The sequence below is a fragment of the Streptomyces ferrugineus genome, assembly GCF_015160855.1.
Taxonomy (GTDB): Bacteria; Actinomycetota; Actinomycetes; order Streptomycetales; family Streptomycetaceae; genus Streptomyces; species Streptomyces ferrugineus.
Genome location: NZ_CP063373.1, coordinates 8,392,622 through 8,414,432, shown reverse-complemented (window position 1 = coordinate 8,414,432; position 21,811 = coordinate 8,392,622). Strand labels below are relative to the sequence as shown.

Annotated in this window: 25 protein-coding genes; 15 read left to right on the top strand and 10 right to left on the bottom strand. The window is 71.3% G+C overall.

The annotated features are described in order from the left end of the window. Positions 1-170 precede the first annotated feature (170 nt). A complete protein-coding gene (locus IM697_RS37400; protein WP_003992873.1) occupies positions 171-428 on the bottom strand; it encodes a WhiB family transcriptional regulator in 258 nt (85 codons plus the stop codon). A 319-nt stretch (positions 429-747) separates the two neighbouring features. Next, complete coding sequence (locus IM697_RS37395; RefSeq protein ID WP_194040855.1) at positions 748-1,716, bottom strand: diacylglycerol/lipid kinase family protein; 969 nt, start codon at positions 1,714-1,716, stop codon at positions 748-750. A 125-nt stretch (positions 1,717-1,841) separates the two neighbouring features. On the opposite strand from IM697_RS37395, the gene IM697_RS37390 reads away from it, so the two are divergent. Continuing rightward, the gene (locus IM697_RS37390; RefSeq protein WP_194040853.1) at positions 1,842-2,291 is read left to right on the top strand and encodes a hypothetical protein; all 450 of its coding nucleotides are present in this window, start codon (positions 1,842-1,844) and stop codon (positions 2,289-2,291) included. Positions 2,292-2,328: 37 nt separating this feature from the next. Here the strand turns inward: IM697_RS37390 and IM697_RS37385 are convergent, their stop codons facing one another. From IM697_RS37385 to IM697_RS37375, 3 genes are all read right to left on the bottom strand, one after another. Continuing rightward, the gene (locus tag IM697_RS37385; protein ID WP_194040851.1) at positions 2,329-3,480 is read right to left on the bottom strand and encodes an RNA polymerase sigma factor SigF; all 1,152 of its coding nucleotides are present in this window, start codon (positions 3,478-3,480) and stop codon (positions 2,329-2,331) included. A gap of 17 nt (positions 3,481-3,497) precedes the next feature. After that, positions 3,498-3,911: an ATP-binding protein gene (locus IM697_RS37380; RefSeq protein ID WP_004925829.1), complete on the bottom strand. Its 414-nt coding sequence runs from the start codon at positions 3,909-3,911 to the stop codon at positions 3,498-3,500. Positions 3,912-4,181: 270 nt separating this feature from the next. After that, on the bottom strand, positions 4,182-4,442 hold the full coding sequence (locus IM697_RS37375) for a UBP-type zinc finger domain-containing protein (protein ID WP_194040849.1): 261 nt from the start codon (positions 4,440-4,442) through the stop codon (positions 4,182-4,184). A gap of 82 nt (positions 4,443-4,524) precedes the next feature. Between IM697_RS37375 and IM697_RS37370 the strand changes: the two genes are divergently transcribed. Beyond that, entirely contained in the window at positions 4,525-6,120 is a 1,596-nt protein-coding gene (locus IM697_RS37370) for a Na+/H+ antiporter (protein WP_194040847.1), read from the top strand. Between the two features lie 6 nt (positions 6,121-6,126). Here IM697_RS37370 and IM697_RS37365 read toward each other — a convergent pair whose 3' ends face one another. Then, complete coding sequence (locus IM697_RS37365) at positions 6,127-7,029, bottom strand: 1-aminocyclopropane-1-carboxylate deaminase/D-cysteine desulfhydrase (RefSeq protein WP_194040845.1); 903 nt, start codon at positions 7,027-7,029, stop codon at positions 6,127-6,129. Between the two features lie 268 nt (positions 7,030-7,297). Continuing rightward, the gene (locus IM697_RS37360; RefSeq protein ID WP_194040843.1) at positions 7,298-7,888 is read right to left on the bottom strand and encodes an N-acetylmuramoyl-L-alanine amidase; all 591 of its coding nucleotides are present in this window, start codon (positions 7,886-7,888) and stop codon (positions 7,298-7,300) included. Between the two features lie 241 nt (positions 7,889-8,129). On the opposite strand from IM697_RS37360, the gene IM697_RS37355 reads away from it, so the two are divergent. The 3 genes from IM697_RS37355 (at position 8,130) to IM697_RS37345 (ending at position 11,640) form a co-directional block, all read left to right on the top strand. Continuing rightward, a complete protein-coding gene (locus IM697_RS37355; RefSeq protein WP_194040841.1) occupies positions 8,130-9,536 on the top strand; it encodes a family 2B encapsulin nanocompartment shell protein in 1,407 nt (468 codons plus the stop codon). 135 nt (positions 9,537-9,671) lie between these two features. After that, positions 9,672-10,799 (top strand): family 2 encapsulin nanocompartment cargo protein polyprenyl transferase, encoded by a 1,128-nt coding sequence (locus IM697_RS37350; RefSeq protein WP_228044319.1) that lies wholly within the window; start codon positions 9,672-9,674, stop codon positions 10,797-10,799. A 244-nt stretch (positions 10,800-11,043) separates the two neighbouring features. Then, positions 11,044-11,640 carry a GNAT family N-acetyltransferase gene (locus IM697_RS37345; protein ID WP_194040837.1) on the top strand — a complete coding sequence of 199 codons (597 nt, stop codon included), beginning with the start codon at positions 11,044-11,046 and terminating at the stop codon, positions 11,638-11,640. An 86-nt stretch (positions 11,641-11,726) separates the two neighbouring features. On the opposite strand, the gene IM697_RS37340 is transcribed toward IM697_RS37345, so the two are convergent. Further along, positions 11,727-12,317, bottom strand: a complete 591-nt coding sequence (locus tag IM697_RS37340; RefSeq protein WP_194040835.1) for a TetR/AcrR family transcriptional regulator — start codon at positions 12,315-12,317, stop codon at positions 11,727-11,729. A 124-nt stretch (positions 12,318-12,441) separates the two neighbouring features. On the opposite strand from IM697_RS37340, the gene IM697_RS37335 reads away from it, so the two are divergent. From IM697_RS37335 to IM697_RS45210, 5 genes are all read left to right on the top strand, one after another. After that, complete coding sequence (locus IM697_RS37335) at positions 12,442-13,026, top strand: dihydrofolate reductase family protein (RefSeq protein WP_194040833.1); 585 nt, start codon at positions 12,442-12,444, stop codon at positions 13,024-13,026. A 26-nt stretch (positions 13,027-13,052) separates the two neighbouring features. Next, positions 13,053-13,277, top strand: coding sequence for a hypothetical protein (locus tag IM697_RS37330; protein WP_194050157.1), 225 nt, complete (start codon positions 13,053-13,055; stop codon positions 13,275-13,277). Between the two features lie 96 nt (positions 13,278-13,373). Further along, positions 13,374-13,787, top strand: a complete 414-nt coding sequence (locus tag IM697_RS37325) for a YciI family protein (protein WP_194040831.1) — start codon at positions 13,374-13,376, stop codon at positions 13,785-13,787. 15 nt (positions 13,788-13,802) lie between these two features. Beyond that, complete coding sequence (locus tag IM697_RS37320; RefSeq protein WP_228044318.1) at positions 13,803-15,029, top strand: RNA polymerase sigma factor; 1,227 nt, start codon at positions 13,803-13,805, stop codon at positions 15,027-15,029. Positions 15,030-15,038: 9 nt separating this feature from the next. Further along, the gene (locus IM697_RS45210; RefSeq protein WP_228044317.1) at positions 15,039-15,371 is read left to right on the top strand and encodes a DUF952 domain-containing protein; all 333 of its coding nucleotides are present in this window, start codon (positions 15,039-15,041) and stop codon (positions 15,369-15,371) included. A 207-nt stretch (positions 15,372-15,578) separates the two neighbouring features. On the opposite strand, the gene IM697_RS37315 is transcribed toward IM697_RS45210, so the two are convergent. Continuing rightward, positions 15,579-16,325 (bottom strand): VOC family protein, encoded by a 747-nt coding sequence (locus IM697_RS37315; protein ID WP_194040829.1) that lies wholly within the window; start codon positions 16,323-16,325, stop codon positions 15,579-15,581. A 112-nt stretch (positions 16,326-16,437) separates the two neighbouring features. Here IM697_RS37315 and IM697_RS37310 point away from each other — a divergent pair, with 112 nt between their 5' ends. Next, on the top strand, positions 16,438-17,592 hold the full coding sequence (locus tag IM697_RS37310; RefSeq protein ID WP_194040827.1) for an inorganic phosphate transporter: 1,155 nt from the start codon (positions 16,438-16,440) through the stop codon (positions 17,590-17,592). Positions 17,593-17,641: 49 nt separating this feature from the next. Then, positions 17,642-17,875, top strand: coding sequence for a hypothetical protein (locus IM697_RS37305; protein WP_194040825.1), 234 nt, complete (start codon positions 17,642-17,644; stop codon positions 17,873-17,875). Positions 17,876-17,906: 31 nt separating this feature from the next. Here the strand turns inward: IM697_RS37305 and IM697_RS37300 are convergent, their stop codons facing one another. Beyond that, positions 17,907-19,346, bottom strand: coding sequence for a glycosyltransferase family 39 protein (locus IM697_RS37300; protein ID WP_322734583.1), 1,440 nt, complete (start codon positions 19,344-19,346; stop codon positions 17,907-17,909). 315 nt (positions 19,347-19,661) lie between these two features. Between IM697_RS37300 and IM697_RS37295 the strand changes: the two genes are divergently transcribed. From IM697_RS37295 to IM697_RS37285, 3 genes are read left to right on the top strand one after another with little or no spacing between them, the layout of a single operon-like run. Further along, positions 19,662-20,171, top strand: a complete 510-nt coding sequence (locus IM697_RS37295) for a GNAT family N-acetyltransferase (RefSeq protein ID WP_194040823.1) — start codon at positions 19,662-19,664, stop codon at positions 20,169-20,171. 32 nt (positions 20,172-20,203) lie between these two features. Next, positions 20,204-20,890 (top strand): maleylpyruvate isomerase family mycothiol-dependent enzyme, encoded by a 687-nt coding sequence (locus IM697_RS37290; protein WP_228044315.1) that lies wholly within the window; start codon positions 20,204-20,206, stop codon positions 20,888-20,890. Positions 20,891-20,931: 41 nt separating this feature from the next. Beyond that, complete coding sequence (locus IM697_RS37285; RefSeq protein WP_194040819.1) at positions 20,932-21,759, top strand: class I SAM-dependent methyltransferase; 828 nt, start codon at positions 20,932-20,934, stop codon at positions 21,757-21,759. The last annotated feature ends 52 nt before the right edge of the window (positions 21,760-21,811 follow it).

Sequence of the window (21,811 nt, the reverse complement as noted above, 5' to 3'; positions counted from 1 at the left end):
GGTCCCTGGACAGCAAAGAGCCCCAGCCCGTTCAGGGGGCTGGGGCCCAACATGCTCGTTGCCGGCATTTGCCGCGCATCGGGGGTACTGCGCGCTGCGGCTCGGGGGCGGGAGATGCGTACTCGCTGTACGCGCCGCCAAGCTCAGGCTGTTTTAGCGGGGCGGGTGTGTCAGGCGGAGGCCTGACGGGCCCGGTTGCGGGCGGCGCGGCGCTTCATGGCGCGGCGCTCGTCCTCGCTGAGACCACCCCAGACGCCGGAGTCCTGACCGGACTCGAGCGCCCACTGCAGGCACTGCTCGATAACCGGGCAGCGACGGCAGACGGCCTTGGCTTCCTCGATCTGCAGCAGCGCAGGACCGGTGTTGCCGATGGGGAAGAAGAGCTCGGGGTCTTCCTCGCGGCAAACGGCGTTGTGACGCCAGTCCATGGCTGCTACCTCTCCTTGGTATTACATGCTGATTGCTTGTGAATGTGAACGCTTTCACGAATCCCTCAACAAGTGAAGGGCCGACCGTCAGGTTCCCTGACGAGGTCCTGTGAGTTGAAGAGGGGTTCCGGTGATCAGTGGAGGCCGGTGTTGCGGGCCGTCCCGATCGCCACGTAGAGACTCGCAAACCTCAGCGACGGATACAACCCCTTCCGGAAAGTTTTTTTTGATTCCTCGGTGTCGACTAGGTCACAGCCGTACTTCCATGGGGTGGATCCTGGCCTAAACGTTCGAGTGAAAGGACTTTAGCCCGTTCCGCTCACACAATCACACGCAGTGCACGGCGTACGCCTGTGAACGTCACGCTCGTACGCAGCCCGAGGTGGTCGCCGTCCATCTGAAGGGGCAACGGGACCTTCGAATGCAAGGTGAACTGGTCAAGGTCGTGGAGTGTGACCGCATGCTTGCCATGGGCCCCGCGCTCGGGGGACGAAGTGAGCAACTGGGTCGCATACCGGGCAACCGCGACCGTGGACATACGGCTGAGACCGAGTACGTCGAGGCCCGTATCGAACGAGGCCTTAGGCGCCGCGTACACCGGACGATTGCCCAGATACGTCCACGGAGCGGTGTTGCAGACTATGGACAGCACCAAATCGGTCACCGGGTCCTCGCCCGGCCGATCCAGGGTGATCGTGCCGTGCCGGCGGTTGGGCTCGCCCAGGAACTGGCGCACCGCCTGGCGGAGGTAGAGGGCGTGTGTGGATTTCCGGCCGCGTTCGCGCTGCTGCTCCACACGTCCCACCACACCCGCGTCGAAGCCGAGCCCCGCGTTGAAGAGGAACCAGCGGGGCGGGACCGCCTCGTCGTCCGTGCCCGGGGTGCCGGAGGTCAGGCCCAGCCCGACCGTGCGCTCACTGCCGTCGCGCAGTGCGTCCAGGAGGGCGCCGGTGGCTTCCACCGGGTCGTTCGGCAGGCCCAGGGCGCGGGCGAAGACATTGGTGGAGCCGCCGGGGACCATGGCCAGACCGGGGAGGTGCCCCGGGTCGGGGCCGGCGTGCAGCAGGCCGTTGACGACCTCGTTCACGGTGCCGTCGCCGCCGAGGGCCACGACCAGGTCGATGTCGTCGCTCTCCGCCGCCTGCCGGCCGAGGTCGCGAGCGTGGCCCCGGTATTCGGTGGTGACGGCCTCCAGCTTCATCTCGCTGGCGAGCGCATGGATCAGGACATCGCGCGTACGTGCGCTTGTGGTGGTTGCCGCCGGATTGACCACGAGAAGTGCACGCATGAGTTGCAGCGTACCTACTGGGGGGTACCGGGCACAGGTCGAGGTAGGGATCAAGTAAGAGATGGGGCGTGAGCCTCAGCACGAGGCGACCGCGTCGGCTTTTCGTGGAGGGCTACCCTTCAGGGGTGACCAAGGAGCAGAGCCCCGCCACCCCGGAAACCGCCGATCCGCGCCCGCGGCGGCTGACCTATGCGGCGTTGTTGACCGCTCTGGAAGGTGTGGCGCTCGCCGTCGGGGGAGTCTGGGTGCTCGTGATGGGGCTGGCCGGGGAGCCGGACGATCGGCAGCAGGCCGTCACCCTGGGTGTGACCCTGGTCGCCCTCGCCCTGCTGCCGTTGATCGCCGCGCGGGGACTGTTCGGCCGGCGCGGCTGGAGCCGGGGGCCGTCCGTCATCACACAGATCATGGCGCTGCCGGTGGCCTACAGCCTGTTGCAGGCGGACAGCATGGCCATTCCGGCGGGGATCGCGATCGCCGCGGTCTCGATCGCCACGCTCGTGCTCCTGATCAACCCGGCGACGACCCGGGCCCTCGGAATCCGAGGGCCCGGCAACGCGTCGGATCAGCAGCAGTAAGCAGTCCCCGGCAGTAGTCCCCGGCGCCGAAGGGCCGTCACTCCTCCACCAGCAGCTTCTCCCGGAGCTGCGCCAGCGTGCGCGCCAGCAGTCGGGAGACGTGCATCTGGGAGATGCCCACCTCCTGCGCGATCTGCGACTGGGTCATGTTGCCGAAGAAGCGCAGCAGGAGGATGCGCTTCTCACGGGGAGGGAGATCCTCCAGGAGCGGCTTGAGGGACTCGCGGTACTCGACGCCCTCCAGCGCCTCGTCCTCCGCTCCGAGGGTGTCCGCGACCGCGGGGGACTCGTCGTCGGTGTCGGGGACGTCCAGGGACAGCGTGGAGTACGCGTTGGCGGACTCCAGGCCCTCCAGGACCTCCTCCTCCGAGATGGACAGCTTCTCGGCGAGCTCATGGACCGTGGGGGAGCGGCCGTGCTGCTGGGACAGCTCCGCCGTGGCCGTGGTCAGGGCGAGACGCAGTTCCTGGAGCCTGCGCGGGACGCGCACCGCCCAGCCCTTGTCGCGGAAGTGCCGCTTGATCTCGCCGACGACCGTGGGGGTGGCGTACGTCGAGAACTCCACACCGCGGTCCGGGTCGAACCGGTCGACCGACTTGATCAGGCCGATGGTGGCGACCTGGGTCAGGTCGTCCAGCGGCTCACCGCGGTTGCGGAAGCGGCGCGCGAGATGCTCGACGAGCGGCAGATGCATCCGGACCAGCTGGTTGCGCAGCTCCGCGTACTCCGGGCTGCCGTCCTTCAGCGTGCGCAGCTCGAGGAACATGGCGCGTGCCCCGCTGCGGTCCTGCGGATCGTGCTGAGTGGCCTGCGCACTGTGCGCGCCCATCGCCTCTTCGGCGTATCGCTCGTGCTCGCTCATCGTCCCGCCCGTCGCCCTCTCCCGAGCCCTCGCCTCCGCCCCCACTCTCGGCTTCGCTCGAGCGGGGGGACCCTCATGGACTGGGGAGACCCCGATCCGCCCGCCCAGAGGCGCGCCCTGCACGGCACCTTCGTCCTGACGTCCGTCGCCCGGGAAGCCGGCCTCCGTGGAGTCGTCCTCCGGGTGCGGCCGGGCCTGCTCGGGGATGGCGTCGATGCCGTCCACCATGCGTAGGGAACCGCTCGGGCCCGCCCCCGGACTCTCGGCTCCGCCCGAGCAGGGGGCAGTGTCCGGCAGCTCCCGTGTGCCGCGCTCTTCGTCCCGCACCGGCCCGTCCCCGTTCCTCACGCCGGCCCGGGTCCCGCGCCGCGCTGTTTGTAGAGGCTGATCGAAACGGTTTTGTCCTCGTCGACGGCGGAGGAGACCTTGCCCGCGAGGGCGGACAGGACGGTCCAGGCGAAGGTGTCCCTGGAGGGGGCGTGGCCGTCCGTGGTCGGCGCCGAGACGGTGACCTCGAGCGAGTCGTCGACGAGTCGGAAGACACAGCTGAGCACCGAGCCGGGCACGGCCTGCTGGAGCAGGATCGCGCAGGCCTCGTCCACCGCGATGCGCAGGTCCTCGATCTCGTCGAGGGTGAAGTCCAAACGGGCCGCGAGGCCGGCAGTCGCCGTACGCAGCACCGACAGGTAGGCACCCGCGGCCGGCAGCCGGACTTCCACGAAGTCCTGGGTCGCGGGCTCGCCTGCGATCTGGGACACCCTCACCTCCAAGGTGGTACAAGCTTTTCGGGGCCGAGGGTTGCCCCCCGGGGTAACGCGATGTGTGGTTCAGCGGTGACGCTATCGCGCTCTTAACTTTCCTGTCCCCAGGACCCCAACCCCTTGCTGTCACTCATAGTAAACACACGGATACGCTCCGTGGCTAGAGGGTTTGCGGGCCCAATTGGGAAGAGCGCGCGCCGGTTTGACGTACCCAGACGTCAGACGGTCGAACCGTCCGGATCCCCAGTCGTCCAGCGTACGTCGCCGTCACACCAGTACGTGGTCGACAAAGCACCAGCGCCACGCTTCGCCGGGTTCGAACGTCCGCATGATCGGGTGCCCGGAGTCCTTGTGGTGCTCCGTGGCGTGCCGTCCCGGCGAGGAGTCGCAGCAGCCGACGTGACCGCAGCTGAGGCACAGCCGCAGCTGTACCGGGTGCCGGCCCTCCGCCAGACACTCGGGACAGGTCTCGCTGAGCGGACCTGGTTCCGGGTGCGGCAGCGCATCGGCGTGCGTGCACTGTTTCATGATTGCCAGGTTACGACGGCCACGCGCACACTCGCGCGGAAAACCGAGGGCCGACGGCGACGGGCGAGGGTGGGCGAGGCGTATGGATGTGATGCCGCTGCTGTTGCTGGTGGCGGGGAGCGCGGCCGTGGCCGCGGCCGGGCGGCGCTCGCCCGTGCCGGCGCCGCTGCTGCTCGTCGCGGTCGGGCTCGCGGTGTCGTACCTGCCGGGCGTGCCCGACTACACGCTCGACCCGCATGTCGTCCTGCCGCTGCTGCTGCCCCCGCTGCTGCACAGCGCGGCGACGGACAGCTCGTATCTCGATCTGCGGGCGCAGCTGCGCCCCGTGATGCTGCTGTCCGTCGGCTATGTGCTCTTCGCGACCATCGCCGTCGGCTGGGTCGCCTATCTCGTCGTACCGGGTCTGCCGCTGACCGCGGCGCTGGTGCTGGGCGCGGTGGTGGCGCCGCCGGACGCGGTCGCCGCGACGGCGGTCGCGCGCCGGGTGGGGCTGCCCTCCCGGATCACCACGATCCTGCAGGGCGAGTCCCTGGTGAACGACGCCACCGCGATCACCGCCTACCGCGTGGCGCTCGCGGCCGCCGTCGGGGAGGGCGCCACCTGGGCCGGCGGCATCGGCGAGTTCCTGCTCGCGGCGTTCGGCGGCATCGGCGTGGGGGTGGTGCTGATGGTGCCGATCCACTGGCTGCGCACGCACGTGAAGGAGGCGCTGCTGCAGAACACGCTCTCCCTGCTGATCCCGTTCGTCGCGTACGCCGCCGCCGAGCAGGTGCACGCCTCCGGAGTGCTGGCGGTCGTGGTCGTCGCGCTGTATCTGGGCCACCGCGCGTGGGAGGTCGACTTCGCCACCCGGCTCCAGGAGGACGCCGTGTGGAAGATGGTCGCGTTCGTGCTGGAGTCGGCGGTGTTCGCGCTGATCGGACTGCAACTGCCGGTGGTCCTCAAGGGCCTCGGCGAGTACGAGGGCGGCCGCGCCGCCTGGTACGCGATCGCCGTCTTCCTGGTGGTCGTCGCCTCGCGGTTCGTGTGGGTGTATCCGGCGACGTTCCTGCCGCGGATGATGTCGGCGCGGATCCGGGAGCGCGAGCCGAACCCGACCTGGAAGGGGCCGTTCGTCGTCTCCTGGGCCGCGATGAGAGGCGTCGTCTCACTCGCCATCGCCTTCTCGATCCCGCTCACCGTGCACGGCGGCGAGGAGTTCCCCGAACGCAACCTCATCCTCTTCCTGACCTTCACCACGGTCATCGGCACCCTGGTCGTCCAGGGCGTCACACTGCCCCCGCTGATCCGCGTCCTGAAACTCCCCGGCCGCGACGCCCATGCCGTGACCCTCGCCGAGGCGAACGCCCAGGCCCAGGCCTCCCGCGCCGCCGAACAACGTCTGGAGGAACTCCTCTCCGACGAACGCAACGCCCTCCCCGACCCCCTGGCCGACCGGCTGAGAGCCGTCCTGGAGCGCCGCCGCAACTCCGTCTGGGAACGCCTGGGCCAGGCCAACCCCATCACCGGCGAGTCGGTCGACGACACCTACCGCCGACTGTCCCGCCAGGTCATCGGCGCCGAGCGCGCGGTGTTCGTGCGGCTGCGGGACGGTCGCCACATCGACGACGAGATGCTGCGCACCCTGCTGCGCAGGCTGGACCTGGAGGAGGCGGCGGCGTACCGGGAGGCGCACTGAGGCCGCTCAGCCGTCGAACGGAGCCCCGGTGACGACCGCCGCGAGCACCGTCCCACGCGGGAAGGCCCCTTCCTCCGTCAGTGCGAGAAGCCCATACAGCAACTTGGCGACATAGAGACGTTCGACCCGTACCCCATGCCGCTCCTCGAAGTCCGCGGCAAAGGCGTCGAGTTCGGGCGCGGTACGGGCGTACCCCCCGAAATGGAACCGCTCGTCCAGCCACCAGTCCCCCCGAGGCCCCCCGAACGCCGCGCTCTGCAAGCCCCGCACCTCATCGGCCAGAAAGCCCCCCTTGAGCACGGGCACCCCCAGCGCCCGCTGCCCGACCCCCAGCCCGGCAGCGAGCCCCGCCAACGTCCCACCCGTACCGCAGGCAACCCCCACCACGTCGGCCCGCCCACGCAACTCCCCACCGAGCGCCCGGCACCCCCGTACGGCAAGGCCATTGCTCCCACCCTCCGGCACGACATAGGCCCCTTCAGCCCCCGCCGCACCCAGAATGCCCGCCAACACCTCCGGCTCACCCTTCCGCCGATACGTCGACCTGTCGACGAAATGCAGCCGCATGCCGTCGGCCACACACCGCGCCAGCGACGCGTTGAGCGGCAGATCGGCCAGCTCCTGCCCGCGCACCACCCCCACCGTGGACAGCCCGAGCAGCCGCCCCGCAGCAGCCGTGGCACGCAGATGGTTGGAGTAGGCGCCCCCGAAGGTGACGACGGTACGACCATCCGCGGCCGCAAGATTCGGCGCCAGCTTGCGCCACTTGTTGCCGACCAACTCCGGATGGATCAGATCGTCCCGCTTGAGCACCACCCGAACCCCACACCGCCCGAACCGCTCGTCCACCAGCTCCTCCAAGGGCGAGGGAAGCCGGGGCCGGAGAGCGGAAAGATCGGTGCTGGACACAAGGCCATTGTCACTCGGTGACCAGGGGCCCCAAGGACCCGCAGCCGCGTACGGCGGGAAGGGGACGTGGCGGGGGGTGTCCGCCCGCAGTGGCCGGCGTCAAGAAACGCTCAGCACCCTGCCCAACCCCAGCCGCCGGTCCGAGGACGGACACCCCCGCCACGGCCCCGACCCACAAAACACCCGCAGGCGCTACGCGCACCCCCACCGAACCCGCACAGGCGCCGCAGGCATCAACGCGAACCCCCACCCACCCGAGGCCTCCGCCCTACCGCAACCGCTCCCGAATCCGCCCCCGCATCCAGGCCATGGTGAACCCGCGCGGATCCACCTTCCCCGGCTGCCACTCCAGATGCCCGATCACCGACCGCTCCGTCCAGCCGTGATGCCGGCAGACCGCCGCCGAGACCCGCTCGATCGCCTCCAGCTGGACCTCCGGCCACGGATCCCTCCCGTCGCCCAGGTTCTCGCACTCGAAGCCGTAGAAATGCCGGTTGCCGTCGGTGTTGGCCTCGTTGTCGGCCGGCAGGGCCCGCTCCGCGATGACCGCGCGCAGGACGTCGTCGTCGCCGAGCCCGGCATGGTTGGCGCGGCCGTAGCCGACGAGGTGGACCCTGCCGTCCTTGGTGATGACGCCGTGGCACAGCGGACCGGGCAGCCCCGCATAGCCTTTGCGGCACAACTCCACCGTGTGCGCGCTGCCCTTGGTGACCGTGTGGTGGATCATCACGCCGTGCACCGGGCCCCACGGCCCCACGTGGTTGCGGTTGTGGTGCTCCCAGTCGCCCACCTCGACGACCCTCGCGCCCTCCGCCTTGAGTCTCTGCAGGAATCTGCTCGCGGACATGGGTGTGGCCATGGCCGCCCCCTTCACACCGTGCGCCGGCCGCCGTGCGCGGCCGCCTCGTACCCGTGCTTTACCCGTGCTCCGCCGCACGCGCCCGTGGACAAGAGCCCTCTATTTGCCCAGCTCGGCGTGATCCATTCCCGCTCTTTCGTGTAATAGCACCGGCACGCTCCGTGATGGAAAGCTCGGTGGTGCAGATCGCGATGCGTGGCGCCAGATCGGTGCCGGTGTACGACCGGGAGGGCAATTCCTTATGTCGGTAGGCGAAGAGGTCCGCACGGAGCAGGGCAAGCCGCAGCAGAGTCTCGGCACCTCGGCCGCGCGGAACCTGGCTACCACGACCAAGTCCGCGCCGCAGATGCAGGAGATCAGTTCCCGCTGGCTGCTTCGCATGCTGCCTTGGGTGAACGTACAGGGCGGCACATACCGGGTGAACCGGCGTCTGACCTACGCCGTCGGAGACGGCCGCATCACGTTCGTGAAGACCGGCGACCGCGTCGAGGTCATCCCGCACGAGCTCACCGAACTCCCGGCGCTGCGGTCGTACGAGGACGAGGAAGTGCTCTCGGAGCTCGCCCGGCGCTGCCAGCAGCGCGAGTTCCCGGCGGGCGCCGTGATCGCCTCGTTCGGCAGCCAGACCGACGAGGTCCTCCTGCTGGCGCACGGCAGGGTGGAGAAGCTCGGCACCGGCCCCTACGGGGAGGACGAGTCCCTCGGCGTCCTCGCCGACGGCGCCTACCTCGGCGAGCAGGCGCTGCTCGACTCCGACGCCATCTGGGAGTACACGGCCCGCGCGGTCACCGCCTGCACGGTGCTCGTCCTGCCCCGTCAGGACGTCGAGCAGGTCGCTGAGCGCGCGGACTCGCTGCGCGAGCACATCGAGCGGCTGCGGGCGATCCCCGAGCAGCGCACCAACAAATACGGCGAGAAGGCGGTCGACCTCGCGGCCGGCCACAGCGGCGAGCCGGACATCCCGCACACCTTCGTCGACTACGAGGCCCGCCCCCGCGAGTACGAACTGAGCATCGCCCAGACCGTGCTGCGCATCCACACGCGCGTGGCCGACCTGTACAACCAGCCGATGAACCAGACCGAGCAGCAGCTCCGGCTGACCGTGGAGGCCCTGAAGGAGCGCCAGGAGAACGAGCTCATCAACAACCGCGAGTTCGGGCTGCTCAACAACTGCGAGTACGACCAGCGGCTCCAGCCGCACGACGGCGTGCCCAGCCCCGACGACATGGACGAGCTGCTGAGCCGCCGGCGCGGCACCAAGCTGTTCCTCGCCCACCCGCGCGCGATCTCGGCGTTCGGGCGTGAGCTGAACAAGCGCGGACTGGTCCCCGAGACCATCGAGATGGCCGGCAACCGCATCCCCACCTGGCGCGGGGTGCCGATCTTCCCGTGCAACAAGATCCCGGTCACCGAGGCCCGTACGACCTCGATCATCGCCATGCGTACGGGCGAGGCGGAGCAGGGCGTCATCGGGCTGCAGCAGTCGGGCATCCCGGACGAGATCGAGCCGAGCCTGTCCTGCCGTTTCATGGGCATCAACGAACAGGCCATCATCAAGTACCTGGTGACGGCGTACTACTCGGCCGCGGTGCTGGTGCCGGACGCCCTCGGTGTGCTGGAGAACGTCGAGATCGGGCGCTGGCGGTGACCCTGCCGCGAACGCTCGCCGCCGGTGCGTCGTGTCCCGTGCCGTCGCCGTGGGTAGACCCACCGGGTAGGCGCCCACCCGCAGCGGAAGTGCCACTGTCCGCCGACTCTCCGAGGCGATGCCATGGGTGAGTTCATGACGGAGACGCAGCAACGCCCCGCCGGGGCGCGGCCGTCCACCGAGACGCTCGAAAGGCGAAGGCCCATCGCGACCGACAGGGACGGCATGCCGGGTCCGCTCGACGGTCCCGAGGCGGCGGTGATCCTGGAGCGCGCCCGGATGTCGGTGGACCCGGAACTGCGCGCCGCCATCGAGTCGTTGCCGCCGTCGATGCGCCGGGTCGCGCTCTACCACTTCGGCTGGGTGCACCCGGACGGCACCCCGGCGGCGGGCAACGCGGGCAAGGCGATCCGCCCCGCCCTCGTCCTCACGGCGGCCGGCGCGCTGGGTGGGCCGAGGGCGCGGGCGGCGGCGATGGCGGCGGCGGTCGCGGTGGAACTGGTCCACAACTTCACGCTGTTGCACGACGACGTGATGGACCAGGACACCACCCGCAGGCACCGGGCCACCGCTTGGACGGTGTTCGGCGAGGCCGACGCGATCCTCGCCGGGGACGCCCTCCAGGCGCTGGCCCTGCGGCTGCTCGCCCAGGACCCGCACCCGGCGTCCACGCCCGCCGCGGCCCGGCTCGCGGACTGTGTCGTCGAGCTGTGCGCCGGTCAGCACGCGGACACGGCGCTGGAGAAGCGGGGTCCGGGCGAGGTCGGCCTCGACGAGGTGCTCGCCATGGCCGAGGCCAAGACGGGCGCGCTGCTGGGGTGCGCCTGCGCCCTGGGCGCGCTGTACGCGGGCGCGGCGGAGGAGGACGTGGCGGCGCTGGACGCGTTCGGCCGGGAGGCCGGGCTCGCCTTCCAGCTCATCGACGACGTGATCGGCATATGGGGCGACCCGAGCCGCACCGGCAAGCCGGCCGGCGCGGACCTCGCCGCCCGCAAGAAGTCCCTGCCGGTCGTCGCCGCGCTGACCTCGGGCGGCCCGGCGGCGGCGGAGCTGGCCGCACTGTACGAGCTGCCGTACGACAAGGAGGACCTGCAGCGCACCGCGCTCGCCGTCGAGCGGGCGGGTGGCCGGGACTGGGCGCAGGCCCAGGCCGCCGACCGGATGGCCCGCGCCATGCAGGAGCTGGCCCGCGCGGTGCCGGACCCGGAGGACGCGGGCGGGCTGCTGGCCCTGGCGGAGTTCGTGACCCGGCGCAGCAACTGAGGAGGGCCTCGACGGCCGTCCCGGACTCCGGAGCGACCGGGGCCGTACGGTTCCTGACCCCGTACGGCCGGTGAGCGGCTCCGGAACGGCGGGTCCCGCACATCCCCACGGTGTGCGGGGCCCGTCCCTGTGCGTACCGGTCCGCGTACCGGCCGGATCCCGACAACTTGGCCCCACGGACCGCACACCCGTGCCATTCGCCCTACGATCAAGGCCGGTTGACACGAAGGGGCGGGTACACACCATGGGCGTCGCGATCCGGACGGCGGGCTACGAGGACCGGGACCTGGTGGTCCGGCTGCTGGACACGGCCTTCCAGGACGATCCGGTCAGCGGCTGGGTGTTCCCGGGTACGGAGCACCGCCGCAGCGCCCACCCCCGGCTGATGGCGGCGTTCACCGACATCGTGCTCGACCAGGGCCGTATCGATGTCACCGAGGACGGCACGGCGTGCGCGCTGTGGCTGTCCATGCCGGCCGAGGCACACGGCCAGGACGACGACGAGGGGCCCGCCCGGCTGCGCGAGGCCGTCGACCCGGACAACGAGCGCGTCGAGCAGATCGGCCGGCTGACGGCCGCCATCCACCCGGAGGGCCGGACCCACGAGTACCTGTGGATGATCGGCACCACACCCGAGCGGCAGGGCGAAGGGCTCGGCACCGCGCTGATCACCTCGGTCCTCGACCGCTGCGACGAGCGGGGCGTGGCCGCCTACCTGGAGGCGAGCAGCGCCCGCAGCCGGCACCTGTACGAGCGCCTCGGCTTCGCGCTGGAGGGCCGTCCCCTGGACCTCCCGGACGGCCCCCGGATGTGGCCGATGTGGCGCGAACCGCGCCGCTGAGCGCTCCGCCGGCTGCACTGGTGTGCGGCTCCGCCGCGGAGCCGTGAAGCGCCGCCGGACCGCGGCCGGCACCCGCCGCCCTCCTGCTACCGCTCGGGCACGATCGTCGCCGCGACCCGCTCCACCAGCCCGTCCGGCACGCTCACCCCGGGCAGGACGCCGTCCAGCACGTCCGGCAGGGTCAGATGCTCCAGGAGCAGCCCGAGCATCGCGAGATAGAGCACGGTGACGACGTCGGCGCCGCCCGGCAGCCCGGCGTCGCGATGGAACTCCATCGCCTCCTCCAGGTCGCCGCGCACCGACTTGGTGAAGGAGTCGCGCAGTTCGGGGCGCCGGTTGGCCTCCAGTCGCATCTCCAGCAGGGCCAGATAGCCCGTGCGGTCGCGGGTGGCGCGGGCCATCAGGTCGTGCATGAAGGCGGTGACCAGCGCGCGGTCCTTCGGCCGGGTCAGCAGCTCGGCGAGCACCTCCGGATCCGGCGCCAGTCGCACATGCAGCCGGGCGTCGATCTGGCGGAGCAGGTCGTCGCGCCCGGTGAAGTAGTTGGAGGCGGTGCCCACCGGCACCCCCGCCTCGGCGTCCACCGCGCGGAACGTCAGCCCGCGCGCCCCCTCCCGGGCGAGCACCTCGACGCCCGCGTCGACGAGGGCGGCCCGCCGCTCCGGATTGCCCGCCATACGGAATCCCCTCTCCCACTTTCACCTGGTCCCGAAATTCGCTTGCAACCACTACAAGCGAAGTACTACAACTGAAGCACTACAACCGGAGTGGTTGTCCGACACCCTACGAAAAGAGACCGGCTTGCGAAAGCTCACCTACTTCATCGCCTGCTCGCTCGACGGCTTCATCGGGGACCCGGAGGGCGATGGCTCGTCCATGTACCGGTTCGCCGTCGGGGACGTCTTCGAGTACCTCACCACCGAGTACCCGGAGACCAATCCGACCCATGTCCGCCGGGCCATCGGCACCGACGACGTCCCGAACGGCAAGTTCGACACGATCATCCAGGGCCGCGGCAGCTACGACGTGGCCCTGAAGGAGGGCATCACCAGCCCGTACGCCCATCTGCGCGAGTACGTCGCCTCGCGCTCCCTGAAGGAGTCGCCCGACCCGAACGTCGAGATCATCGGCGACGACCTGGTCGCCAAGGTGCGCGAACTCAAGGCCGAGGACGGCGACTTGGGCATCTACCTGTGCGGAGGCTCGCAGATCGCGGGCGAACTGCTCGACGAGATCGACGAGCTCGTCATCAAGTCCTACCCCATCGTGTTCGGCACGGGCATGCCGATGTTCGGCTCGGACTTCGCCCTCACGGAGTTCACCCTCGACGAGGTCCGCGCCTTCGACAACGGCGTCGTGGTTCGCACGTACAGCAGGAAGCGCTGAGCGGTCTCCCGCCCTACTCTGAGGACATGGACAGCGAAGAGCACGTCTGTCCCGTCTGCGGACAGCCCGTCGACACGGTCGTCAAGCGCCACAAGACGCTGGGCGCCTGGGTCCCCACCTGGGTGGGCGGCCCGTGCAAGAACCCCGACTGCGAGGCGTACGCCGAAGAGGGCGCCGAGCACGAGGTGAAGCACGAGCGGCCCGGCACCCCCGCCGCGAAACCCGACACCTCCACGGCGAAGAATTCCTGAGCACCATGTCGAGAAGCCCTTCCCGGCTCCGACGTCCCCTGTGAGAGTCGCCCACCGAGGGCGGCCCGAGCCGACACAAGCAGAAGGAGCGGACTGATGAAGTACCTGGTCATGGTGCAGGGCTCGCAGGCGGACTACGAGGCGATGCAGGGCAAGGGGTCCGAGAACTCCGTGGCCTGGAGCCAGGAGGACGTCCAGGCGATGTTCGCCTTCATGGGCGACCTCAACAACGACCTCGCCGAGAGCGGCGAGATGGTCGACGCGCAGGGGCTGGCCGAGCCCGCGAAGACCCGGCACGTCACCCTGGGCGACGACGGCAAGGCGGTGATCACCGACGGGCCGTACAGCGAGACCAAGGAGCTGCTGGCCGGCTACTGGGTGCTGGACTGCGCGAGCCTGGAGCGGGTCACGGAGATCGCCGAGCGCGTCCTTCAGTGCCCCCAGCCCGCCGGGGCGCCGGTGTACCCGGTGGTGATCCGGCCCATCCCGGACGGCGGCGGGGACGTCTGAGCCGTACGGACCGACATGCGCGTCACGCCCGAGACCGAGGACCTGCTGCGCCGCCACGCGCCGCAGGTCCTCGGCGCGCTGGTGCGGCGGTACGGCCACTTCGACAGCGCCGAGGACGCCGTACAGGAGGCACTGCTCGCGGCGGCCGAGCAGTGGCCGCGCACCGGCGTCCCGGACAACCCGCGCGGCTGGCTGATCAGGGTCGGCGCGCGCAAGCTGACGGACGCCCTGCGCGCGGAGGAGGCGCGGCGGGCCCGGGAGGAGAAGGTCGCGGCGCTCGCGCCACGGGACGCCTTCACGGCACCGCCACCGGGCGCCGACCGTGCGCCCCGCGAGGACGACACCCTCACCCTGCTCTTCCTGAGCTGCCATCCGAACCTGTCCGCGCTCGCCCAGATCGCCCTCACCCTGCGTGCCGTCGGCGGTCTGACCACGGCGGAGATCGCCCGGGCGCACCTGGTTCCGGAGGCGACGATGGCCCAGCGCATCAGCCGGGCCAAGCAGAAGGTCCGCGGCGTGCGCTTCGGGCGCCCCGACAACTGGGAGGACCGACTGCCCGCGGTCCTGCAGACCCTGTACCTGATCTTCAACGAGGGCTATACGGCGACCTCGGGTGCCAGCCTCCAGCGGCGGGAGCTCGCCGGCGAGGCGATCCGGCTGACCCGCGAGGTCCACCGCCTCCTCCCCGACCACGGCGAGGTGGCAGGGCTGCTCGCGCTGATGCTGCTCACCGACGCCCGCCGCGAGGCGCGCACCGGACCGCACGGCGAGCTGGTCCCCCTCGACGAACAGGACCGCGACCGCTGGGACAAGGCCGCGATCGACGAGGGCGTTGCCCTGGTGACCAAGGCCCTCTCCCGGGGTCCGGCCGGCCCCTACCAGCTGCGCGCCGCCATCGCCGCCGTGCACGACGAGGCCCCGTCCGCGCAGGAGACCGACTGGCGGGAGATCCTCGGCCTCTACGACGTCCTCCTACGCCTCGTCCCCGGCCCCGTCGAGCGCCTCAACCGCGCGGTCGCCGTCGCCATGGTCCAGGGTCCCCGGGCAGGGCTGGCCGAACTGGCGGCGCTGGAGGACGAGTTGGGTGCCGGGCACCGTCTGGACGCGGTCCGCGGGCATCTCCTGGAGCGGGCCGGCGCCCGCGACGAGGCCCGCGCCGCCTACGAGGCCGCCGCCGACAAGACGCTGAGCCTGCCCGAGCAGCGCTATTTGCGCGCGCGGGCGGCACGGCTGGGGCCGTAGCCTCGCCCCATGTTCGAACACACGTACATCCTCCACATCACCGAGCGCTCCCTGTGGGACGCGGCCCGCGAGCGCGGCACGTACGAGATGTCGACCCGCGGCCGCACGCTGGAGGAGGAGGGCTTCATCCACTGCTCGACCCGCGACCAGCTCCCGCCCGTGGCGGCCTTCGTGTACGGCTCCTACGACGGCCCCGACGAGCTGGTGGTGCTGGTCGTGGACCCGGAGCGGCTGGACGTGCCGCTGAGGTACGAGGCGCCCGAGCCCGGGGGAGAGGAGTTCCCGCATGTGTACGGGCCGATTCCGGTGGGCGCGGTGGTGGACGTCCAGGCGTGGAAGTGAGGCGGGGGCGCCGGTCATGGCGGTGGGCCGTGGCGGTGTGGGTGATTCTCGTGGCCGTCGCGGGTGCGGCGACGCTGTGGTTGCGGGACTCGGCCGAGCCGCCGGGGCCGTACCGATGGGAGAACACCAGCCCTACGCCGTCCCTGCCGCAGGGGTGGCGGTCGGCGTGCCCCACGCCCGACGGGAACGGTGAGGTGCTCTGCTTCTTCAGGACGCGCTAGCGGCCAGTCCGCCCGTCTCCGGGTCGCGGCCGGTCAGACAGTAGGTGCCGCCCGCCGGATCGCGCATCACCGTCCAGTGGGCGCCCCGCGAGACGAAGGCCGCGCCCAGTTCCTCGTGCCGGGCACGGGTCGCCGGGATGTCCGCGCAGGCGAGGTCGAGATGGGCGGTGGTGGGCCGCTCCTCGCCGAGCCGCTGGAGCAGGACGCGCACCGGCAGCCCGGCCGGCGGCCTCAGCACATGGAACTCGGGCAGGGAGCCGGGCGCCGACGCCCACCCCTCCAACAGCCCGCTCCAGAAGGCGACCTCGGCGTCGTACAGCGACGGCGGTACGTCCACACAGACCTGGTCGAGACGGCTGCCGCGCACCACGGGCGGCCGCACCGACTCCCCGTGCCAGGGCACCGCACAGAACAACTGCCCGGCGGGAGAGCGCAGTACGGCCCACCCCTGGTGCCCGGCGGCGAGGCCGGCACCGCGCTCCAGCGCCGCCTCCACGAACTCCGGTACGTCGTCCACGGCGAAGTCGGCATGCGCCCCGCCCGGGCCCGAGCCGACCCCCTGCGCCTTCAGACAGGCGTGCGCCCCGTCGCGCGGCACCAGCGTCACGAACTCCCTCCGCTCGCCCCGGAACTCGGACAGCTCGGTGTCCGTCACCGCGCTCCAGAAGGCGTGGGCCCGGGCGAAGGACCCGGCGGGACGGTCGATGAACGCGTAGGTCCAGCGGATGCTCATGGAGTGATCGTAAGACCGCTTTGCAAGCTCCTTGCCAACCGCGCGCCGGCTCCTGGGACGTGCTTTGCCGTCAGTTCGCCCCGCATTGGCCCGCCTTTGTTTGCATTGGGGAATGGACCACATCACGTTCCTGGTGGCGGTCGTCATCGTGACGGCCCTCGCCTTCGACTTCACCAACGGATTCCACGACACGGCGAACGCGATGGCCACCTCCATCGCCACGGGGGCGCTCAAACCGAGGACGGCGGTGCTGATCAGCGGCGTACTGAACGTCGTCGGCGCCTTCCTGTCCACCGAGGTCGCCAAGACGATCTCCGGTGGCATCGTGGCCGACGCACTCGTCACGCCGGGCATGATCTTCGCGGGGCTCGTGGGGGCGATCCTGTGGAATCTGCTCACCTGGCTGGTGGGGCTGCCCTCCAGTTCGTCGCACGCGCTGTTCGGCGGGCTGATCGGGGCTGTCTGGGTCGGTGCGGGGGCGCACGGCGTGCACTTCGACAAGGTGGTCGAGAAGGTGCTGATCCCGGCGGTGGCCTCGCCGGTGGTCGCGGGCGTCGCGGCGCTGCTGGCCACGTACCTGGCGTACCGGCTCACCTCTCGCGCCCGCACAGAGTCCGTCACCAAGGGCTTCCAAATCGGTCAGGTCGCCTCGGCCTCGCTGGTCTCCCTGGCCCACGGCACCAACGACGCGCAGAAGACGATGGGCGTCATCACCCTGACCCTGATCTCGGCGGGCGCGCTCGGCCACGACGCCGGCCCGCCGCTGTGGGTGATCGCCGCCGCCGGCCTGGCCATCGGCCTCGGCACCTACGTCGGCGGCTGGCGCATCATCCGCACCATGGGCAAGGGCCTGACGGAGATCCAGTCCCCGCAGGGCTTCGCCGCCGAGACCGCCTCCACGACGGTCATCCTCACCTCGGCCCACCTGGGCTTCGCCCTGTCCACCACCCAGGTCGCCTCCGGCAGCATCCTCGGCGCCGGCCTCGGCCGCCGTCTCGCGGAGGTCCGCTGGGGCGTGGCCGGTCGCATGGTCGTGGCCTGGCTGATCACACTGCCCGCCGCCGCGCTGGTCGGCGGCGTCTCCGCGAGCGTGGTCACCCACGGCGGCGACCTCGGTACGGCCGTGGTCGCGCTGACCGGCGCCGCCGTCGCCGGCGGCATCGCGCTTGTCTCCCGCCGCAACCCGGTGTCCGCGCACAACGTCAACGACGCCCACGCGGTCGCGATCCGCGGCGCGGAGCCGGCGCGGGTCGACACGGCGGCCTGAGCCAACGGCCGTCGGGACAACGATTTCCGAACCAAGGGGAGTTCCATCCATGAGCCTCGACTGGACCGCACTCGGCCAGGTCACCGCGGTGAGCCTCGCCGTGACGGTGGCCGTGGTCGCCGTCTTCGCCCTCGGCGTGCTGGGCCTGGCCCGCTACGAAGGGGCGCGTACGCAGGGCGGCGGTACGTCCTCGCTCGGCCTGGCCCAGGCCGCGCTGTGCTTCCTGGCCTGCGCGGCGGTGGTGGCGTACGGGATCCATCTGATCGTGCCGCGGTTCCACTGACCGCGCCGTGAACCGGAGGAGGCCCGCCGGCTCAGGTCTCCTCCGCCGGCCCGACCCGCTCGTACACCGTCACCCGCCGCCCGCGGACCTGGAGGTCCGACGCGACCCTGAAGTGCTCCTTCAGTACGGCGGTCTTCGCCTTGTCCCGCTCCGCGGTCACCGCCCGGGCCACCGCCGGCACATCGGTGACCAGCAGTATCCGCCGCTGTGCGAGCATCGCGGAGCGTATCCGGGCCGGATCCGCCTCCTCGCCCTTCAGCGTCCCCGACGCCACGGGGCTCTTCGCCAGTGCGACGTCCCGCAGCCCGGCGAAGTCGCCGGGGCAGACCAGGGCGGTGTCGCGCCGGGCGGCCGGTATGAACACCACCGCGTCCCCGGTCTCCTTCAGCCGCCGTACGTCCGCCGCGACGGCCAGGACGTCGTCCACCCGGCTCTCCGGAGCGCGCTTGGCCAGCGACTGCGGCAGCAGCGCCACGACCGCCGCGGCGACCAGGACCGGGACCAGCCACGCCGACGCCCTCGGGAAACGGGGCCTGGCCGCGCGTACCGCCGACCCCAGCGCGGTGCCGATCAGCAGGGCCAGCCCCAGCATGCTGAACAGGACGTAGCGGTCCAGGAAGAGCGGCCGGACGAGGGACAGCCCGAGCAGGCCCAGCTGCGGCACCGCCAGCAGCGGCAGGCCGACGGCCGCGACCGACAGCCGCCCCGCGCACGGCCGGTCCAGCAGGGCGCCGAGACCGCCGAGCGCCAGCAGGACCGCCGGCCCGATGAGCATGTGCCAGGTCAACGGCGGAATCCAGGAGACCTGTTCGGCCTGGCTCCGGCTGAAGAGGATCAACGGCAGTACGGCGGCCACGGCGCCCGCGGCGGCCACCGCCCAGCGCATCCCCGTCCGCCGCCCGGCGGCCCTGGTCCAGAGCAGCGTCGCCAGATGTGCGGGCAGGATCAGCAGCGACAGCCAGTTCAGCAGCCCGCACACCGCGACCGTGCCCCCGTAGGCGACCCAGTGCACGGTTCGGCCACGCCCCTCCAGCGCGGTCACCAGCAGCAGCGTCGAGATGCCGGCCCCCGCGGCGACCAGCGCGTACGGCCGCCCCTCCTGGAGATAGAACTGCACGGCCGGCAGCAGCCCGAACACCATCCCACCGGCGAGACCCGCCCAGCCCCCCGCCAGCCGGCGACCGATCTCGGTCACACAGACCGCCGCCACGGCCATGGCCAGCACGGACGGCAGCCGCAAGGTGGTCGTACCGGCCCCGAAGCACTGGAAGACCCCGTGCATCAGCAGGTAGTAGAGCCCGTGCACGGCGTCGACCTGCCCCAGCATGAGCCAGATCTCCCCGGCCGACCGCCGCGCCACCTGCCAGGTCGCCGCCTCGTCCCGCCACACGCTGTGCTGCCGGGACAGCCCCCACAGACCGAGGGCGAGCGTCCACAGCAGGGGGATGAGCCGCAGCGGCACGCCTCTCAGCCAACGAGAATTCGGGCGTATCAAGGCTGAGTTCAACCGAGCGCTCTCCCACTCAGCCGCGAGACGCGGCGCACAACGAAAACCGCCTCGACCGGACGGGTCGAGACGGTGGACGTGCCAAAACTTACGGGACGGGGACGAGCTACGGCCACCGCTCAGCGCGTGAACACAATCACCGGGAATTCGGGGAACCTTGAGCCGGTCAGGTAGGCCGAATTGACCCTTTCAGGGTTTATGCGGGATGGCCCGGGTGCCGTTCCACCGAGGCCGGAATTGGATGGACACGGTTCGGCCCGGTGAACCATGATCTTCTGCATGATTCGGGCTGCCACGGTGGACGACGTCGCTGAGATCCGCTCTCTGATCCGCGAACTCGCGGAGTACGAACGGGCCGTCGAGCAGGCCCGGGCCAGCGAGGAGCAACTCCGCGCCGCGCTGTTCGGCGGGCACCCCGCCGCCTTCGCGCTGATCGCCGAGGACGACGACTCGGGCGACGTCGTGGGCTTCGCCTTGTGGTTCCCGCGCTTCTCGACCTGGACCGGCACGCGCGGCATGCACCTGGAGGACCTCTACGTACGGCCGCACGCCCGAGGCGGGGGCCACGGCAAGGCCCTGCTCGCCTCGCTCGCCGCGACCTGCCTGCGCAACGGCTACGAGCGCTTCGAGTGGTGGGTCCTTGCCTGGAACGAGCCGGCGATCGACTTCTACAAGTCGCTCGGAACGGAGTTCCTGGACGAGTGGACGGTGTGCCGGCTGAGCGGTGAGCCCCTGAGGGAACTCGCTGCCCTGGCCCCGAGCGCTGCCGCCCCGACCCTCGCCTCGTAGGGCGACGACGTATGCGACCTCCCGTCGCGGCAGTGATCGAAGCCCACCGGGCGCTGGAAAGGCTCGTCGCCGGACTGGACGACCAGCAGGTCGCCGAGGCCTCCGCCCTTCCGGGCTGGTCGCGCGGCCACGTGCTCGCGCATCTCACCGACAACGCGAGGATGTTCGCCCGTCTCGCGGAGCACGCCCTGCGCGGAGAGCTCGTGGCGGGCTACGACGGCGGCATGGCCGAGCGCAACGCGATCATCGAGGCCACGGCCGGCCGCAGCGCCGCCGAGCACCGTGCCGAACTCGCCGGACACACGGCCCACTTGGAGGCGCTGTGGGCACGCGCCGGCGAAGCGGACTGGACCCGGCCGGTCACGTTCCGCAACGCGGACCTCGCCGCGACGGTCTGGGCGCGGCTGCGTGAGGCGTGGATCCACATGGTCGACCTGGACCTCGGCGTCCGTCCGGACGACTGGCCCGAGGAACTGGCCGCGCACACCATCGACTTCCTCCTCTGCCGGCTCCCGGCGGGCACGCGCGTACGCGCCGAGGACGTGCCCCGGCAGTGGTCCGTCGACGACGGCCCGGGCGCGGAGGTCACCGGACGGGTGCGCGACCTGGCGGCCTGGCTGGCCGGGCGCACACCCACGGTTGTGCCGGCGGCGGCGCAGGGGCTGCCCGCCCTCGGGCCCTGGCCTCCCCACCCGCCGCCGCGCCCGGACCGCGCGTAACGGCCTCACCCTCCCCCCCACAACTCTCCGGAGCTGCCGCCGTGACCGAATTCCCCGCCGCCGCGCACGACGCCGCTGTCACCGACCGGGACCGCCTTGCCGGGAGTGCCTACCGCAGTGACCGGGACCTGGCCGCGCGTCAGGCGCTCTACCAGTGGCAGACGCCCCGTTACGACCTGCCGGGCATGGTCGCGGAGCGGTTGCGCGGTGTGCGGGGGCGGGGGCGAGTGGTCGATGTCGGCTGCGGCAACGGGAAGTTCATTCGGCGGCTCCGTCAGGACCGGCCCGACCTGGATCTGCTCGGCCTGGACATCTCGCCCGGCATCCTCGCCGGCGTGCCCGGGCCGGTGGCCGTGGCGGAAGCCGGCCGGCTGCCACTGGCCACGGGGAGCGTGGACGCCGCCCTGGCGATGCACATGCTCTACCACGTTCCCGACATTCCGCACGCCGTCAGGGAGCTGTCACGAGTACTGAGCCCTGACGGGCTGGTGATCGCCTCCACCAACAGCGCCCGGGACAAGGCCGAGCTCCACGATCTGTGGCGGCGGGCAGCGGGTGATGTGCTCGGCGTCGGGCGCGGGCCGGCCCGTGTCCCGCTCAGTGCCCGTTTCGACCTGGAGCAGGCGCCCTCCCTGCTGGGGGAGGAGTTCGGCCGGGTGGAGACGATCGACCTGTCCGGCACCGTCGCGGTCCACGACCCCGGTCCGGTCATCGCGTACCTGGCCTCGTACCGGGCCTGGGCGGACCAGTACGACGTGCCCTTCGCCGCGACCGTCGAGCGGGCGCGCGCCATCCTCGACGAACACATCGCGCGGCACGGGGTGTTCGAGGTCAGGTGCAGGGCCGGCATCGTGGTCTGCCGTCGCTGAGCGGCCCGGCGCGGGTGCACCGCTCGCCGGTCACGGTGGATGAGGCGGGGTC